Consider the following 18945-nt stretch of genomic DNA (forward strand, 5'->3'; position numbering starts at 1 on the left):
GCAAATTTTACCCCTAGCGCCATACAAGCACACATAATAGCTGACACATGATGGACATCATCTAAAGCACTTGTTTCCAGTACTTCTAACTCTAAATAAGATGGATCTACATTTTTATGCTCAGCAAGTAGTGCCGTTAATCGCTGCGTAAAATCAGATTGCTGTAATTGAATACCTGCAATATTAACACTGGTATTAAATGGCTGTTGCAGTCCCATAGCTTGCCACTCACCAATTTGTGCTAAGGCAGTGTCAATTACCCATTCCCCTAATTCAATCATCATAGACGTATTTTCAATAACGGATAAGAATTCTATTGGACTTAGCAAACCACGCTTAGGATGTTGCCAACGAATAAGTGCTTCAACCCCAACCACTGTACCTGTTTTCATATTCACTTTAGGTTGATAGTAGAGTACAAACTGGTTATTTTCTAAAGCACTGCGAACTGCCTCTAAGCTTTCTCGCTGCACTTTAACAGCAACATCTTGTGCTGTATCAAATAAGTGATAACGGTTTTTCCCTGACTCTTTAGCCACATACATAGCTTGATCCGCATGACGCATCAGTTGGTCGGCATTGACATTATCTTGTGGGTACAAGGTTACTCCAATACTGGCAGATACATTCAACACGATCTCGCCGATAATAATAGGCTCGGAGACTGCACGTAATAATCGTGTTAATACTGGCTCACAATCATCAGCTGCTGTTGATAATGTTAAATCTGTTAACACTGCAACAAATTCATCACCACCAAGACGCGCTAAACTATCACCTTCTCGCAATGCTTTTTGCATGCGAGCGGAAATAGCAATCAAGACTTCATCACCCATTTTATGGCCATAAGTATCATTTACCGCTTTAAAGCCATCCAGATCTAAAAAAACAACGGCAAGAGATTCTTCATGACGATTACAGTGCAACATAGTTTGAGATAATCGATCAGAAAGTAATACTCGATTAGGAAGGTTAGTCAATATGTCGTAATGAGCAATACGCTCTAATTGATCTTGATGCTCTTTTATTAAAGTAATATCGTTTCCTAAAGATACATAATGAGTTGTAACACCTTGTTCATCACGTACTGCGCTGACTGTTTTAATTTCAGCATATACTTCGCCATTTTTACGACGTTTCCACATTTCGCCTGACCAATAGCCATCTTTTAATAACACTTGCCACATGTCAGCATAGTTTTGTTTTGCTTGTCTTCCAGGCTGAAGCTCACTTGGGTAATGCCCAATAGCTTCTTCACGACTAAACCCCGTTGTGGAGGAAAAGGTATCATTAACATCAACAATAATGCCCGTAGCATCAGTGATCATGATGCTTTCCCTAGCGTGTGTAAATACACTGGCAGCTAACTTAATTTTTTCCTCTACCAACTTACGACGAGTAATATCTTGAATTATGCCAACAACCCATAAAGGCTTACCTTGCTCATTATGCTCAAGAATAATTCCTCTATCCCAAATCCAAATTTGTTTATTATCACTTGGACGTATCATTCTATATTCAATACTATAAGGAACATTTTCGGTAACTAGCTTTTCAATAGCCTCATTGACTTTTTCTTTATCACCGGCAAAAATGCAACGTTGAAATTCTTCAAACGAATTCTCTAAATCAACAACACCTGTAATTTTTTCCCATCTTTTATTATGAAATACATCATTAGTTTCAGTATTCCAGTCCCACATTCCTTCGTGTGATACTTCTAAAACCCCTGCCAACCTTTTTTCATTTTTTTCAGCTTTATCTTTTAAGATAGTGATATCGGTAATATTATTGGCAATAATAACAACATTATCTTCCCCTTTACTGTTAACAAATGGGGTTTTTAAAGAAAGAAAATTGTTAATTTTTCCAGTTTTTATATCTGTAACATTCTCATAGACAACCTGGGGCTTTTTACTTTTAATAATGGCTTGTACACTTTCAGTGAAAAACTCTGTTTGCTCTTTATTACAGTTGAAATGTGAGTCATCTTTGCCAATTAAATTCTGAGGTGTGGTATTGTAAAAGTCAGCAAGAGCTTTATTCGAAAAAATAAACTTACCATGCCAATTTTTTGCCATTATCGGCTCAGGAATAGCATTAATAATATCTAGCAAAAACCTAGTTTTTTCTTGTTCTTCTTTAAGTTGTTGCTGATAATTAGCTGCCATTCTAAAGAATTCCTTATTTTACTTAACAATTCAATGAAGCATATAAACTTAATTATAAAGTAATAATTGTAGTCAATTTTTTAAAATAAGTGACATTAAATTCAAAAGTAATACTTCCACTTGCCAAATAAACAATTCAACTTGAACTCTGATTATTTAAGAAAACAGCGCTATTTCGTCTTCGGTTAGCGATCGCCACTCTCCCGGTGCTAACTCACCAAGTTCAATACCGCCAATTTTTTCTCGATGTAAACCTACAACACGATTACCAACAGCCGCAAACATTCGTTTTACTTGGTGGTATTTACCTTCCGTGATAGTGAGTAATACCTCACTCGTTGCCTTCTCTCGAGTATCAATTTCATCGTTACTTTCTGTACTGTTATGTTCCTCATCGTTATAAACTAACTCTAGAATCGCCGGACGTGTTAATGCCGGCTCTCCTTGTAGTTGAATACCTTGTTTAAATTGCTCAATTAATTCATCGGCTTGATGTTCAACAATTGCATTCCTAAGCCATACACGATATGTTTTTTGGCAATCTTTTTTCGGTGAAATAACATTATGTGACCATCTACCATCATCCGTAATAAGTACTAAACCTGTGGTATCGGCATCTAACCGACCAGCAATATGCAAATCAAATGCTTTATCAACATCAATAAAATTTAACACTGAAGGATAAATTTCATCCACGTTAGAACAAATAGAATCAACCATTTTGTGGAGCATAAAATAACGTGAAGTACGAGCAGTTAATACTTGACCATCTATGGTAATGGTATTGTTTTCATGTACCTGCATCGCTGAATTTTTTGCTACTTCACCATTAACACGTACTTCACCACTTTTAAGCAGTTTCTTTGCTTCGTTTCGTGTTAACTCCGTACTTTTACAAATAAATTTATCTAAACGCATGCTATTTCCTGGTAAATCAGCTTATGTCGATGTTTTGTTTGTTCAAACATATTAGTTTTAATGTTTTATCTCTTTCTAATACATAATTTTATTGCGCTATAAGTTTTAAATTATTCGGCTTCAGTCCAAAACCAATAACCTTGATCAAGTAACCCTACCATCAAAGTAACAAAGTGCTCATTTGTACTCCATGGCGCTAATTCACTTGGCGTAACGACTACCTGATTACATAAAAGTTTAATCACCGGCGCTATTTCACTATTAAAATTAATTTGCTCACCGTTGAGATAAAAAACGCCATCGTTTAACGTATCTTCAAAATAAAAAGCACGTAATCCACCTAAGCGTTTAATCGCATGAATAGCTAGAAGTTCACTAACTTCAGCTGCTTCAAAAGGCTCATCACTCGGCATTAGATCTAATTCATGTTTTGCATTAGTTAAAAAATTACCCACAAAATTTTTGAATAATTTATCGTCATCAAGTAAATTTTGTAACTGCTGTTTAATATTCGCATAATCACTATTAGTAATTTCTCCGCTATTGGTAATTGCTTTTCGCTGCGGGTCTTGAAGTAATTGACCACCTAATTCATTATCAATTAAGTGATCTGCAAAACCACTTAACAAGCTAATAGCAGAATTAGCACGAAAGCCTATTGAGAAACTCATTGATGGCTCTAAAGCAACACCTTCATGTGGAAAACCAGGTGGAATATATAAGATATCACCAGCTTCTAATTCAACATCGATAATCGCTTCAAAAGGCTCTACATGTAATAACGCTTCATGGGCAATAACTTCGCTATGTCGACCATTATCTCCAACTCTCCAATGACGCTTACCAGATCCTTGACAAATAAAAGTATCATAGTTATCAACATGAGGACCAACACTACCGCCTTCAGTAGCAAAGCTAGCCATTAAATCATCTAAGCGCCAATGCGGTAAAAATCTAAAGGGCTCTATTAATTCAGCTGCTTCTTCAGAAAAGTTATCTAGGGCTTGAATAACTAAAGACCAATCACGTTCACCTAAATGTTCATAACTTTCAAACGGGCCAAATTCGGCTTGCCACTCACCATTTCTTTTAGAGATCAGACGAGATTGCACCATTTCTTCCATCGCAATACCAGCAAATTCATCTGCTGCAATAGGGTCAACAAAATCTTTAAAACCTTGACGAATCACCACTGGTTTTTTCTGCCAATAAGTCGTTAAAAATTCATTTTTGCTCATTTGATTTAAATCTAAGTTATACATAATGCTCTCTAAGGTGTTTAAGTGTGGTTACTACTATTGGCTTACGCTTTATTATTGAGATTATACGGGGAAGTGAACCTAGTTTGAATGTTATTAAGTACAAAAAATTTACTTCCTTACAAAATTAGTTTTCTATTGTTACCTTTCCCACATAGATGCACCAATAAAGTAATAAATAAGTTACTTTTAAGGAATATACTTAATCAACAAGAATAACCCACCATTAAGCTTCTGTTACATTTGTTATTATGGGGCAGTCTTGCATCATAAACTAACAATTAACAACATAAAAAGTAATGAAAACAATTTAATAAATTGATTTTATTGACTTTATTAAATGGCACGAATACTGCTTCATTCTATAAAATATACGTTATTAGTTAATTTAATTTGAATAAATTGAAAAAAAGCACTTTATCATTATCTAAAAATAATCATATAAAAGAGCCAACTGCTAAGTTGAAAGTATTACTTGCAGAAAATAATCATGTAAAAGCGAAAGCTTTAATGGATGTGCTCACAAATACTGAATATGACATCTATCATATCGCTAATTCAGGTGTTCCTTTGTTAAAGGATGTAGAACAACTAAATCCTGATGTCATCATTATCGACATAGAGTCACCTGATCGGGATATGCTCGAGAATCTTAATAAAATATCTCAATTCGCCCCTAAACCTATTGTTGTTTTTTCTGAACAAGAAAACGATAAAACAACAATTAATCAAATAGTTAAATCAGGTGTCAGTGCTTATGTGGTCGGTGATATTGGTCAAGATAGAGTAAAATCAATTATTGATGTCGCAATTGCTAGATTCGGCCTTTTTCAAGGCATGAAACAAGAGCTTGCTGATACTAAGCAAAAACTATCGAGTCAAAAAAATATTGATAAAGCTAAACGATGGCTAATGGAAACAAGACAGCTTTCTGAAAGTGATGCCTATAATTTCATCCGAAAAATAGCTATGGATAACAGCCAGAAAATGGACGATGTTGCTAAAAACATTCTATCTGTTGCAAGTATATTTTAGAGAAAAAATCATGTTTAAAATTGAAAAGAAAAATATAAACTTAGGGTTTATGCCCTTAACAGATAGCGCTCCTGTGGTCATTGCTTACGAAATGGGCATGTTCAAAAAATGGGGGTTAAATGTTACCTTAACCAAGCAAAATTCTTGGGCTACCCTAAGGGATAAGCTCCATTTAGGTGTAATTGATGCTGCACAAATGTTGGCACCCATGCCAATAGCAAGTAACTTAGGTTTGTATGGTCAAGAATCACAAGTGATATCGCCATTGATCTTAAGTCGAAACGGCAACGGTATCACCATATCAACAGCCCTATATCAAAAATTATTAGCACATAAAAATAATACTGAAATTAGCATGCCATTTTCAGCAAATATTCTTAGCCCTGAAATAAAAGAACGTAAAAAAGAGGGCGAAAAACTTACCTTTGCTGTGGTATTTCCTTATAGCTGTCATTACTATGAACTCATTGAATGGTTAAAAGAAGGTAATATCGCTTTATCAGATATAAACTTGTTATTTGTACCGCCTTCTGGAATGGTACCATCAATGCAGTCAGGCGATCTTGATGGTTTTTGTGTCGGTGGCCCGTGGAATGCTAAAGCCGTTCGTGAAGGCGTAGGCGTAACCGGTGTAACTTCATCAGATTTATTGCAAGACTCCCCAGAAAAAGTACTTGGGTTAATGTCGTCTTGGCAAAGTAAATACCCTCAAACAACGCTCGCTTTAGTGTCAGCTTTATATGAAGCCTGCCAATGGCTTGAAAATGTTCCCAATCGTTTTGAAGCAGCAAGATTATTGAGCCGTGCCTGCTACCTAGACACACACATTGATGTAATAGCACCTTCATTGCTTGGCAGTTGCTTAACCTTTAACGGCACAACACCGCGAAAAGTAACAAGTTATAATCAATTTTCCACACTAGACGACCCAGAGTTTAACAAGCCTGCCCTAAATTGCGGTGAAAAAATTGCCGATTTAATGCAAGAATGTGGGCATATAAGCACCAAACAACGAACTAAACTGAGCATTGCCAATATTTATAGAGAAGATATATATCTAACGGCTATTAGCATTTGAAACAAACTTAATTCTACATAATAGCTAATCTCGAATATTAGTATAAATTATCAACTTATAAATTCGATTCACACTGAACATTAATTAAGGCTGATAATGTAAAGTAGAGGTTAAGCGGACAAATAAGCGCACCAAATTAAGGCGAGACTTTCCCAACATTGGATCAATTAAACAGTTTGAGCACCACAAAAAAAACCTAAAAAACACTAAACCATTGATTTAAATACAAATAAAAACAGTGGCACTAAATATGCTTTATTATTAGCATTATGTTTTCGAATTAATACAATCAACAGCGGTTGCATTAATATAAGTTGAAAACAATATAAGCTAAAAAATTACTAAAAATTTATCTCGTTAAAACTAATCGCACTGCAACGGCGTAGTCACTATTAGTTTGGCATTGTAGCCCATAGCACTTGGATTTTATCCAAAGTGCTATGGGCTTTTTTATTTGGAGAAAAGTATGTTGAAAATACCTTTAAAAAAGAAATGTAAAAAGTTATACCATGCTGCCATTGCCAGTATATGTATATCAGGTGCCTTGCTAACCTCGACTTTACAAGCAGCTGAATTAGGTTATCCAGAAAAAGAAGAACTGAAATTCGGTTTTATTAAACTAACTGATATGGCCCCTATTGCTATTGCATATGAAAAAGGCTTTTTTGAGGATGAAGGCTTATACGTCACCATTGAATCTCAAGCAAACTGGAAGGTTTTACTTGATGGCGTCATAGATGGTCGCTTAGACGGCGCTCATATGCTAGCTGGTCAACCAATAGCAGCGACAATAGGTTATGGCACTAAGGCTGATATTATCACGCCTTTTTCAATGGATTTAAATGGCAATGCCATTACTGTTTCTAATGATGTTTGGAAACAAATGAAGGTTAATATTCCTAAACAAGCCGATGGACGTCCTGTTCATCCAATTAAAGCTGATGCACTAAAACCTGTAGTAAGCAAATTCCTTAATGAAGGTACCCCTTTTAAAATGGGGATGGTCTTTCCTGTTTCTACACATAACTATGAATTACGCTACTGGTTGGCTGCTGGTGGTATTCACCCTGGATTTTATGCACCTCATAAAGGTGATACTTCTGGCCAGATTGATGCCCAAGCATTGCTATCAGTTACGCCTCCACCGCAAATGCCTTCAACATTAGAGGCTGGCACTATCCATGGATATTGCGTAGGTGAACCTTGGAATCAACAAGCGGTATTTAAAGGTATTGGTGTACCCGTAGTTACTGATTATGAAATTTGGAAAAACAACCCTGAAAAAGTCTTTGGTATCACAAAAGAGTTCGCCGAAAAATACCCGAATACCACTATTCGCTTAACCCGAGCGCTTATTCGCGCTGCAAAATGGTTAGACGATAACAATAATGCCAATCGCCCTGAAGCCGTTAAAATTTTATCTCAATCTAACTATGTTGGTGCTGATTATAAAGTTATTGCAAATAGCATGACCGGAACCTTTGAGTATGAAAAAGGCGATATACGTTCATTACCTGATTTCAACGTATTCTTCCGTTATAACGCAACTTACCCTTACTACTCAGATGCAATTTGGTATTTAACACAAATGCGCCGTTGGGGACAAATTAGCGATGACAAGCCAGATAGCTGGTACAAGGAGATTGCCGCAAAAGTTTATCGTCCTGATATTTATATGGCTGCCGCTCAATCTTTAGTTGATGAAAAAATAATGTCAAAAAGCGATTTCTCAGATCTAGCTGATGAAGACGGTTTCCGTGCCCCACAAAAACACTTTATTGACAATATTGTATATGACGGCACAACACCAAACGCTTATATCAATAAGTTTAATATTGGTTTGAAAAATGGTGACAAGCTTTAGCCCTTGAACAAACTTTAATGCGCATTAGTGCGCTGTAACCAGCGCACTAGGGAGAGAAAATGACTGCCTTAATAAATAAACAAAAGACAGGTATAACGCCTATGAATAGGAACAAAATCATCATGCCCTTGTTGTTAAAAAAAGTACAAACCTTTATTTTACCTATGGCCGGTATTTGCTGTTTCTTGCTGCTATGGTCATTAACTGCCAATAGCATTGAAACTTCACTAGGTAAGTTTCCAGGCCCTAGTGCTGTTGCAACTCAAATGGTTAACTTAGTTAATGAGCACAATACAGAACGTGATAAAGAAAAAGCTTTTTATATACGCCAAGATGAACGAAATGAAGCTCACATGGCAAAGGATCCTAGTTATCAACCAAAAGTACGCATGTACACCGGCAAAGAGACCTTCTTAGATCAAATAGTTACCAGTTTAATTACCGTATTAAGTGGTTTTTTAGTGGCTGCAATTATTGCTATTCCCTTAGGTATTGCTATCGGATTAAGTAAAAACTTGAATCGAGCGATTAACCCAATAATACAAGTATTCAAGCCGGTATCCCCTTTGGCTTGGTTACCCCTAGTTACCATGGTAGTAAGTGCTGTGTACGTATCTCCGGATCCAATGTTTGCAAAATCATTTGTTAACTCATTAATCACAGTAACCCTATGTAGCCTTTGGCCTATGGTTATTAACACTTCGTTTGGTGTTGTGTCGATGAATCAAGATTGGGTAAATGTCAGTAAAGTATTAAGTCTGCCAAAACTCGTACATATTCAAAAAATTGTTTTACCTGCGTCTGTTCCTGCCATTTTTACGGGTATGAGAATGTCATTAGGTATTGCGTGGATGGTACTTATTGCGGCAGAAATGTTGGCACAGAATCCAGGGTTAGGAAAGTTCGTTTGGGATGAATTCCAAAACGGTAGTTCACAGTCATTAAGTCGAATCATGACAGCCGTTATTGTTATTGGCCTTATTGGCTACATGCTTGACCGCACCATGCTGCAATTACAAAGAATGTTGTCTTGGGACAAATCAAGTGCGCAACTGTAATCAATAACAAAGAGGAAATCACATGAGTATTATTTTAGACATCAGTAAAGTAGATATGGTATTTCCAACCCCTAAAGGTGATTTCACCGCATTAAAGGGAGTTGACTTACAAATTAAAAAAGGGGAGTTCATTTCACTTATTGGCCATTCTGGTTGTGGTAAATCAACTGTATTAAATATTGTTGCCTGTATACACAAAGCAACTATTGGCGGTGTTTTACTGAACAATAAAGAAGTAACTGAACCGGGTCCTGAACGCGCAGTAGTTTTTCAAAACCATTCATTATTACCTTGGCTAACCGCTTATCAAAATATTGAATTAGCCGTAAAACGTGTATTTAAAAATAAAATGTCAAAAGCAGAGATGAAGGAATGGATTGAACATAATTTACGTTTAGTTCATATGGATCATGCGAAAGATAAACGTCCTGATGAAATTTCAGGTGGTATGAAGCAACGAATTGGTATTGCCAGAGCTCTTGCAATGAAGCCAGAAGTTCTCTTAATGGATGAGCCGTTTGGTGCACTTGATGCTTTAACGCGTGCACATATGCAAGACTCTTTAATGGAGATCCAGCAAAAGCTTAATAATACCGTGATTATGATTACTCATGACGTAGATGAAGCCGTTTTATTATCTGATCGCATTGTCATGATGACCAATGGTCCTGCCGCAACAATTGGTGAAATATTAGATGTTAATTTACCTCACCCACGAAACCGTTTAGCCCTCGCAGAAGATCCTGAATATAACCGACTTCGATCAGCCGTCTTAACTTTCTTATATGAAAAACAAAGAAAAGTTGAACATATATCGGTACCTGATACAGACAAAGTAAAACAGAAATCATCGAGTGTAGCTTAATTAATTGAGCAAAATAAAAAATATAAAAATAAGAAAAAAAAATAAAAAACATCAAAAAAATTTAAGGGATAACCATGCAAACAGAATATAAATTATACACAATTGCTGCCTTGACTTTATTAGCCACTATAGGTATTTCAGCTAACGCCAATGCAGAAAATCAAGCGAAAACAACCATTGATTTAAACTTACGTTACGAAGCAGTAGACCAAGAAAATACGTTAAAAGACGCATCAGCATTAACATTAAGAACGCGATTAAATCATACTACTGCTAGCTACAATGGCTTCTCAGGTGTGGTTGAATTTGAAGACTCTCGTCAAATTGCAGGAGTGGATGACTATAACGATACCGTTGGTAATAACGCAGAGTACTCTGTAATTGCCGACCCTGAGTCAACCGAACTTGATCAAGCTTTTGTACAATATAAACAAGGTAAGCTTACCGCAAAAGTTGGCCGCCAAGTCATCACGTTAGATAATCACCGTTATGTTGGCCATGTAGGATGGCGTCAAGATAGACAAACTTTCGATGCTGCAACAATCAACTACAACGCCTTAGAAAATCTTAATATCAGCTACAGTTTTCTTAATAAACGTAATCGCATATTTGCACAAGCAAATGACCTTCATTCAAAAGATCATTTAATTAATATTGCTTACAAAACCCAATACGGGCAACTAACTACTTATGGCTACCTTTTAGAAGTTGATGAAGGCACAACCAATGGTTTAGATACTTTTGGTCTGAGTTTTAAAGGACAAAAGGATAACTTTTCATATTTTGCTGAATTTTCTACTCAAGACTCTGAAAGTGGCACAACAGACTATTCGGCAACTTACATAGCGCTTGAAGGTGGCTATAGCTTTAATGCCGTAACATTAAAACTAGGTGCTGAAGTGTTAGGTAGCGATGACGGAATGTACGGTTTTTCAACGCCACTAGCAACCCTTCATAAATTTAATGGTTGGTCAGATCAATTCTTAGCAACACCTAAAGAAGGCTTAGTTGATCTATATGCATCATTATCAGGTAAAGCATTCGGTGGCGGTTGGACAGTAGTAGTACATGACTTTTCAGCTGATGAAGCAAGTGAATCTGTTGACGATTTAGGTAGCGAGATCAATGCCGTATATGCGAAAAAATTTGCTAACAATTATACCGCTGGTATCAAGTATTCAGCTTATTCAGCAGGTGATACTGCCTCAGGTAAAGTTGATACCGATAAGGTTTGGGTCTGGGTTAGCGCTAAGTTTTAACTCAGTGAAAACCGTTAATTATCTCACCCGACAATCACTAACTTGAACGAATAACAATATACAAGGTTAACTCCCGATATTTAAATGAGGAGTTAACAAAATTTATAAAACCAATATCAATATTGAAGCAGGTATCCAAATGAGCTCAAATAATCAACAATCAATAAAAAAACAAAGCGTGGTCGTTGTCGGTAACGGCATGGTTGGTCATCATTTTGTTGAGCAATTAGCTCAATTGAGAACAGCTAACCAAGCAATAGAGATAACCGTTTTATCAGCCGAATCTCGACTAGCTTATGATCGTGTGCACCTTTCAGAATACTTTAGCGGCAAAAGCGCTGAAGATTTAGCAATGACTGATGAGAAAACCTATCAAGATTGGGGGGTTAATTTTCAAACTAATGCAAAAGTCGTTGATATTGATCGTAGCAATAAAAATGTTGTAACAGAAAGTGGTCAAATAATCGATTACGACAAACTTATCTTAGCAACAGGTTCTTATCCATTTGTTCCTCCTATTCCAGGAAAAGATCGCGACCATTGTTTAGTGTATCGAACTATCGATGATCTTGATGAAATTCAAGCTAGTGCTAATGTCAGTAAAGTGGGGGTTGTTATCGGTGGTGGTTTACTTGGTCTTGAAGCTGCAAACGCCCTAACCCACCTAGGTTTAAAAACACATGTTGTTGAGTTTGCGCCACAATTAATGGGCGTTCAAATTGATGCTGGTGGTGGTCGATTATTAAAAGAAAAAATTGAAGCATTAGGCGTAGAAGTTCATACCTCAAAGGCAACAAATGTTATCGAAGATGGCGATAAGTGTCGTTATAAGCTTTGTTTTAGCGATGATACTACCTTAGAAACTGACCTTATTTTATTCTCAGCAGGCATTCGTCCTTACGACAACCTTGCGCGAACTTTCGATTTAGAATTAGGTGAACGTGGCGGTATTGTTATTAATAACCAATGCCAAACGTCTGATAAAGATATATACGCTATTGGTGAGTGTGCACTTTGGAACAACTTTATCTTCGGGTTAGTTGCCCCTGGTTACAGCATGGCCAAAGTGGCCGCAAAACATGTTATGGGGGAAAAAGAATCGTTTACTGGTGCTGATATGAGTACCAAATTAAAACTAATGGGCGTTGAAGTAGGCTCAATAGGTGATGCACATGCAAAAACATCAGGCGCATTAACTTATACTTATGAGAATCAGCCTGAAGGCGTTTACAAAAAAATAGTTGTTTCAAGTGATAAAAGTAAAATGCTTGGTGCCGTATTAATTGGTGATACTAGTGAATATGACTCGTTACTACAATACATGCTTAACGGTATTGATTTACCTGAATCACCAGAAGCATTAATACTCCCTTCTTCAGGTGAAAAACCAACATTAGGTGCAGATGCATTACCTGATACGGCCATGATTTGTTCATGTCATAACGTCACTAAAGGCGATATTATTGCCTCAATAGACCAAGGTGCATGTACTGTTGGTGATGTAAAAACCTGTACTAAAGCCAGTACTGGTTGTGGTGGTTGTGCTGCTTTATTAAAAAATGTTGCTGACGCAGAATTTGAAAATCGTGGTGTTGAAGTTAAAAAGGATATTTGTGAGCATTTTGCTTATTCACGTCGTGAAATTTTTGACATTATTACCGTCGAAGAAATAAAAACATTTGATGAACTTCTATCCTCGCATGGTAAAGGACATGGCTGTGAGGTCTGTAAACCTCTTACTGGCTCCATATTAGCCTCAGTATGGAATGACTATATTCTTAAAAAGCCACACTTATCACTACAAGACACTAACGATACTTACCTAGGTAACATGCAAAAAGATGGGACTTATTCCGTTGTACCACGCGTCGCTGGTGGCGAAATTACTCCCGATAAATTAATAGTGTTAGGTCAAGTAGCGAAGAAATATAACCTGTATACCAAAATAACTGGTGGCCAACGTGTTGATCTATTTGGCGCACGTGTTGAAGAGCTACCGCCTATTTGGCAAGAGCTTATCGATGCCGGTTTTGAAACAGGCCATGCCTACGGTAAATCACTTCGTACTGTTAAATCTTGCGTTGGCTCTACCTGGTGTCGATTTGGTGTGCAAGACTCAACCGCAATGGCAATATATTTAGAGAATCGCTACAAAGGGTTACGAGCGCCACATAAAATAAAATTTGGTGTATCTGGTTGTACTCGCGAATGTGCAGAAGCACAAAGTAAAGATATAGGCATTATAGCGACAGACAAAGGATGGAACTTATACGTTTGTGGCAATGGTGGCATGAAACCTCGACATGGTGATCTCTTTGCTATCGACCTAGATGATGAAACCTTAGTTAAATACATAGACTGTATTTTAATGTTTTATGTTCGTACAGGTGATCGTTTGCAAAGAACCTCTGTCTGGATGGACAATATGGAAGGCGGTTTAGATTATTTAAAACAAGTCATTATAGAAGATAGCCTTGAATTATCTGAAAGCTTAGAACAACAAATGGCATTAATTGTTGATACCTACCAATGTGAATGGAAAACAACGTTAGAAGACCCTGAAGCATTAAAACGTTTTAAACCTTTTGTTAATTCATCTAAACCCGATAGCAATATCATTTTTGTGCAAGAGCGCGACCAAATACGCCCGGCCACTAAAGATGAAAAAGCAACAAAAGTGTTAATTGAAGAAAAAATAAAGAAAATTGCTGAAGAAGCCTAAGGAATTAATCATGTCAGATCAAAATATAGCAGTAAAAAATAAAGACTGGCTAACAGTGTGTAGAACAAGTGATTTAATTAAAGATTCTGGTGTTTGTGCTTTAGTAGAGCAAGGTTTAGAACAGAAGCAAATCGCTATTTTTCATTTACCAAATACAGATAAAAAAGTATACGCCGTAGATAATTATGACCCTATTGGCGATGCTAATGTGCTGTATAGAGGCATTGTTGGCAGTGTAGGTGACGATATTGTCGTCTCCTCCCCTTTGTATAAGCAGCACTATTGTTTAACCACAGGAAAATGCTTACAAGAAGATATCAGTATTGATGTCTTCCCCGTAAGAATAATTGAAGACCAAGTACAGCTTTTTGTCTAATAACACCAGCTGACTATTAACTATATGCAAACAATCTCAGTACACACGTTTTCCCCCTGTAGTACTGAGTATTCTCTCTGTTGTTGAAAAGGTAAATTTTATGAGTTGTTCTCAATCGTCACATATTGTTCAATCTACTTGTGCGTACTGTGGTGTAGGCTGCGGTATTGATATTACGGTTGAAAATAATGAAGCCAATGCTCTCGTGGGTACGCCAGAGCATCCCGCTAATTTTGGTAAACTGTGCGTAAAAGGTAGCAATTTATTACAAACAACTGACTTAACCAATCGTTTACTTACACCACAAATAAACAATAAAACAGTTAATTGGCCTACAGCAACAAGCCATGTAGCAGAAAAGTTTTCAAAAATTATTAAAGAACATGGCCCCGATTCAGTTGCTTTTTATGTTTCTGGACAAATTCTAACAGAAGATTATTACCTTGCTAATAAGTTAATGAAGGGCTACATAGGCTCGGCCAATATTGATACTAATTCTCGGCTTTGCATGTCATCAGCCGTTGCCGCTTATAAACGCAGTTTTGGCGAAGATGTCGTCCCTTGTAGTTATGAGGATCTAGATACGGCTGAACTTATTCTCATAACAGGATCCAATGCAGCTTGGACACACCCGGTTTTATTTCAACGTATTGAAAGAGCTAAAAAGCGTAATCCAAAAATGAAAGTTGTTGTTATTGATCCTCGTAAAACAGCGACCTGTCAAATAGCTGATTACTTTTTACCGGTCAAACCAGGCAGTGATGCAGCATTTTTCAATGGTTTACTGAATTATTTAGCCCTCAATGAAGGACTCGATAACGATTATATCAACAATAACACTCAAGGTTTCGACGCAGCATTAGTAGAAGCAAGCCACTGGTCAATAGAGAAAGTCGCAACTTATTGCGATATTGAGCAACAAGATATTGAAAGTGTGTACCAATTATTTTTAACAACAGAAAAGGCAATTACCTTTTACTCAATGGGCATAAATCAATCAAGCTCAGGCGTTGATAAATGTCATAGCATTATAAATTGCCACTTAGCTACTGGTAAAATAGCCAAAGATGGTTGTGGTCCATTTTCAATAACGGGGCAACCTAACGCCATGGGTGGTAGAGAAGTTGGTGGCTTATCGAATCAATTAACAGCACATATGGATCTCGAAAACCCCAAACATCGTTCTACGGTTCAGCGTTTTTGGCAATCCCCCACTATGGCAAATAAAGCAGGTTATAAAGCCGTAGATTTATTTGATGCCATCGATGAAGGTAAAATAAAAGCCGTTTGGATTATGGCAACAAACCCATTAGTGAGCATGCCTGATCGTAAAAAAATAGCCAGAGCATTAACTAAATGTGAATTTGTAGTTGTGTCTGACTGTGTTGAAAATAATGATACTTTAGACTTTGCTGATGTAAAATTACCCGCAACACCTTGGTTAGAAAAAAATGGTACTGTCACCAACTCAGAACGTCGTATTTCGCGTCAAACTAATGCGATAGTACCTAACGGACAAGCAAAGCATGACTGGGAAATTATTGCAGACGTTGCGACGGCGATGGGGTATTCAGGCTTTAAATACTCACATGTAAGTGACGTTTTTCGAGAGTTTTCTCAATTATCTGGTTTTGAAAATAATGGTGAACGGATATTTGATATTTCTGCTTTTTCAACGATTACAACAGCACAGTATAATCATTTAAAACCAGTACAATGGCCTGTTAATGATACCTACCCTGAAGGTAAAAAACGTGTTTTTGAAGATGGTAAGTTTTCTACCCCTTCTGGCAAAGCTGTATTTTTTCCTATTAACCCTCAGATACCAACACAGAAAAAATCTGCTAAATATCCTTTTAGATTAAATAGTGGTCGCTTAAGAGACCAGTGGCATACTATGTCACGCACTGGTAAGGCATCACAACTTACCGCTCACACAGATAAATGTTATCTTTACATTAATCCAAATGATGCCGCACAGTTGCACATAGTTGATGATGAAATAGTCGATGTTTTGTCAAGCACAGGCAAAGCGACTGTTCATGTAAAATTAGATAAAAATCAACGAAGCAAAGAATGTTTCATGCCTATTCATTGGAATGAGCAATTTGCTTCTAGCGCTAACGTCAGTAATTTATATGCGAGTATTGCCGACCCTATTTCTGGTCAACCTGAAAGTAAACATGGTGCAATTACATTAAGCAAAACATCCTTTAAGCAGTTTGGTCAACTACATGTTGATAAAGACTTTATTGTTCAAACACAAGTTAATAACGAATTTTGGACTAAAGCCAAAACCAGTTATGGCATGCGCTTTGAATTTGCCAATACGCACGTTGAAACAGATATGTTAAATTGGTGTCAAACCACTAGTTGCATCTCAGGTGAATGGATGCAATTCACAACAGAAAACACCCATTATATCATTTGTTTACAAGCAGGAAAGTTAGTCTTTTTATGTTACTGTGCAGCAACAACCCCAACAATAGAAAGCGCATGGCTTGAGCATGCTTTTAGTCAAAACAATCTGCCTGAAACCGATATACAATCATTATTGTCTGGTACATCAAATGAGAGCTTTGCTAAAGGTAGACAAATCTGTAGTTGTTTTAATATTGGAGAAAAAGAAGTTATTAACGCAATAAAATCGGGGTGTCATTCAATTAGCCAGTTAGGCGATACGTTAAAGTGCGGTACTAACTGTGGCTCTTGTAAGACGGAATTAGGTGTATTACTTAGTGAACATAAGGAAAATAAAGAAGAAATAATGTTAACCATGCTTTAATCAGGTTTCAATCACATGCCATATAACGAATTGTTTTTAAAGGCAACATGTCAATATGGGGTCAAAGCTGGTTAGATATATTACTTCTATTATGGTTACTACTACGATTCACTCTTAATTTAACTGGCTACTCAGTAGCTTCTAACGGGCTAGTCGAATCATCTAAACTAATTCGGCGCGCTTCACTTTCCAGTAAAACAGGAATATCTTGCTCAATGGCATAAGCTAGTTTATCAAATTTACAAATAAGCTCTTGCTGTTCTTTATCATATTCCAGCTTACCTTTACACACAGGGCACGCTAATATTTCCATTAATTTTACATCAAAAGCCATAATTTCACTCTCTTCATTGGTTTTATCTTTAAGTAGAATCAGTTCACTTCTACCTTGGTAATTAAATTAACTAATTAGTTACTAGCTAAGTTTATAGCTAAACTAATAACTAGCTTAATAGTTTAACTCGTCATTATTGTCACTTTACTTAAAAAAACTTTATACTTTAAAGCTACTTATAGCCTGAATTAATACTTCTTTGTCTTGCTCTGAAAACTGGGCACTAACAGGTAAATACCACCAGTTCTTTTGCGCGAAGGCTCGACATTTTACCGCATCTTTCTCTGTCATTAATAGCGGTAAATCTGTTTTAAATTCAACAAAGTCATTAACAGTGAAGTTCTTATGGTCAATAAAGCCTTGTTGTGTTGCTAAATCAAAGCCTAGCGTTTGTAACGTATCAAAAAAACGTTGCGGCTCGCCAATACCGGCAATAGCGTTAACGATTTGCCATTGTTGAATAAAATCCGGTAACAACATTTTTTCACCCGTTATTACTTGAATTAATTCACAGCCTGCTAACGTCATGAATAAAGGCTTACTCACTAGCTGTTTAGTATGGTCTGAGTTGTTACCATTATAAATAATCAAGTCAGCTTTTTTTAAACGCCAAGTACCTTCTCGTAAAGGTCCTGCCGGCAACAGTAAGCCATTGCCAAAAAGACGCTTGGCATCAATAATTACCAACTCTAAATCACGTTGTAATCGATAATGCTGTAAACCATCATCGCTGATGACAATATTACACCCTTGCTCAATTAACTTTTCTGCATTAGCAACACGATCAGCGCCGATAACAACCGGAATATTACAACGTAGATAAATTAAAAGCGGTTCGTCACCTGCTTGATAACTCGTGCTATTTTCATCCAATAAATAAGGATAAACGTCAGCTTGACTGCCATAACCACGAGAGATAACACCAGGCTTTAATCCTAACACTTTCGCAAGTTCAACTAAGTGTATAACAACAGGAGTTTTCCCATTGCCACCTACGCTAATATTACCCACAACAATAACAGGAACGTCAACTTTATACGATTTTAATAAACCAAAACGAAAAGCGACTCGCCTTACTAAACTTATTAAATAAAATAATCCAGTGAGTGGTAATAATAAAGGGACAAGCCAATATTTTGCAGAGTGTTTTTTAAACCATACTTTTTCAATTAGTCGCACACTAACTCCACTCTTCAAATTGAGCACTGATAGCACAAAAAA

14 protein-coding genes are annotated in these 18945 nt (G+C 36.8%); 9 read left to right on the plus strand and 5 right to left on the minus strand.

Annotation, left to right across the window (positions count from 1 at the left end):
- The 3 genes from Q4503_RS08665 to Q4503_RS08675 all read right to left on the minus strand — a co-directional run.
- On the minus strand, positions 1–2171 hold a 2171-nt coding region (locus tag Q4503_RS08665), incomplete at its 3' end, for a GGDEF and EAL domain-containing protein (protein ID WP_303602015.1).
- 156 nt (positions 2172–2327) lie between these two features.
- Entirely contained in the window at positions 2328–3089 is a 762-nt protein-coding gene (locus Q4503_RS08670; RefSeq protein ID WP_303602016.1) for a pseudouridine synthase, read from the minus strand.
- A 110-nt stretch (positions 3090–3199) separates the two neighbouring features.
- Positions 3200–4351, minus strand: a complete 1152-nt coding sequence (locus Q4503_RS08675; RefSeq protein ID WP_303602017.1) for a cupin domain-containing protein — start codon at positions 4349–4351, stop codon at positions 3200–3202.
- A 399-nt stretch (positions 4352–4750) separates the two neighbouring features.
- Here Q4503_RS08675 and Q4503_RS08680 point away from each other — a divergent pair, with 399 nt between their 5' ends.
- From Q4503_RS08680 to Q4503_RS08720, 9 genes are all read left to right on the plus strand, one after another.
- Positions 4751–5383: an ANTAR domain-containing response regulator gene (locus tag Q4503_RS08680; protein WP_252727589.1), complete on the plus strand. Its 633-nt coding sequence runs from the start codon at positions 4751–4753 to the stop codon at positions 5381–5383.
- Positions 5384–5393: 10 nt separating this feature from the next.
- Positions 5394–6461 (plus strand): CmpA/NrtA family ABC transporter substrate-binding protein, encoded by a 1068-nt coding sequence (locus Q4503_RS08685; RefSeq protein WP_303602018.1) that lies wholly within the window; start codon positions 5394–5396, stop codon positions 6459–6461.
- 466 nt (positions 6462–6927) lie between these two features.
- Entirely contained in the window at positions 6928–8325 is a 1398-nt protein-coding gene (locus Q4503_RS08690; RefSeq protein WP_215973779.1) for a CmpA/NrtA family ABC transporter substrate-binding protein, read from the plus strand.
- A gap of 101 nt (positions 8326–8426) precedes the next feature.
- Positions 8427–9383 carry an ABC transporter permease gene (locus tag Q4503_RS08695; protein ID WP_303602062.1) on the plus strand — a complete coding sequence of 319 codons (957 nt, stop codon included), beginning with the start codon at positions 8427–8429 and terminating at the stop codon, positions 9381–9383.
- A gap of 22 nt (positions 9384–9405) precedes the next feature.
- Positions 9406–10248 (plus strand): ABC transporter ATP-binding protein, encoded by an 843-nt coding sequence (locus tag Q4503_RS08700; protein WP_215973778.1) that lies wholly within the window; start codon positions 9406–9408, stop codon positions 10246–10248.
- 74 nt (positions 10249–10322) lie between these two features.
- Positions 10323–11507, plus strand: a complete 1185-nt coding sequence (locus tag Q4503_RS08705; protein WP_303602019.1) for an alginate export family protein — start codon at positions 10323–10325, stop codon at positions 11505–11507.
- Between the two features lie 139 nt (positions 11508–11646).
- On the plus strand, positions 11647–14229 hold the full coding sequence (nirB, locus tag Q4503_RS08710) for a nitrite reductase large subunit NirB (protein WP_303602020.1): 2583 nt from the start codon (positions 11647–11649) through the stop codon (positions 14227–14229).
- Positions 14230–14239: 10 nt separating this feature from the next.
- Complete coding sequence (gene nirD / locus Q4503_RS08715) at positions 14240–14605, plus strand: nitrite reductase small subunit NirD (RefSeq protein ID WP_303602021.1); 366 nt, start codon at positions 14240–14242, stop codon at positions 14603–14605.
- Positions 14606–14705: 100 nt separating this feature from the next.
- Positions 14706–17390 carry a nitrate reductase gene (locus tag Q4503_RS08720; protein ID WP_303602022.1) on the plus strand — a complete coding sequence of 895 codons (2685 nt, stop codon included), beginning with the start codon at positions 14706–14708 and terminating at the stop codon, positions 17388–17390.
- Positions 17391–17517: 127 nt separating this feature from the next.
- Here the strand turns inward: Q4503_RS08720 and Q4503_RS08725 are convergent, their stop codons facing one another.
- Complete coding sequence (locus Q4503_RS08725) at positions 17518–17724, minus strand: Trm112 family protein (RefSeq protein ID WP_303602023.1); 207 nt, start codon at positions 17722–17724, stop codon at positions 17518–17520.
- A 159-nt stretch (positions 17725–17883) separates the two neighbouring features.
- Entirely contained in the window at positions 17884–18903 is a 1020-nt protein-coding gene (gene lpxK / locus Q4503_RS08730) for a tetraacyldisaccharide 4'-kinase (RefSeq protein WP_303602024.1), read from the minus strand.
- Positions 18904–18945: the final 42 nt, after the last annotated feature.

Origin of the sequence: Colwellia sp. 6_MG-2023, from assembly GCF_030547765.1 — a bacterium.
Taxonomy (GTDB): domain Bacteria; phylum Pseudomonadota; class Gammaproteobacteria; order Enterobacterales; family Alteromonadaceae; genus Colwellia.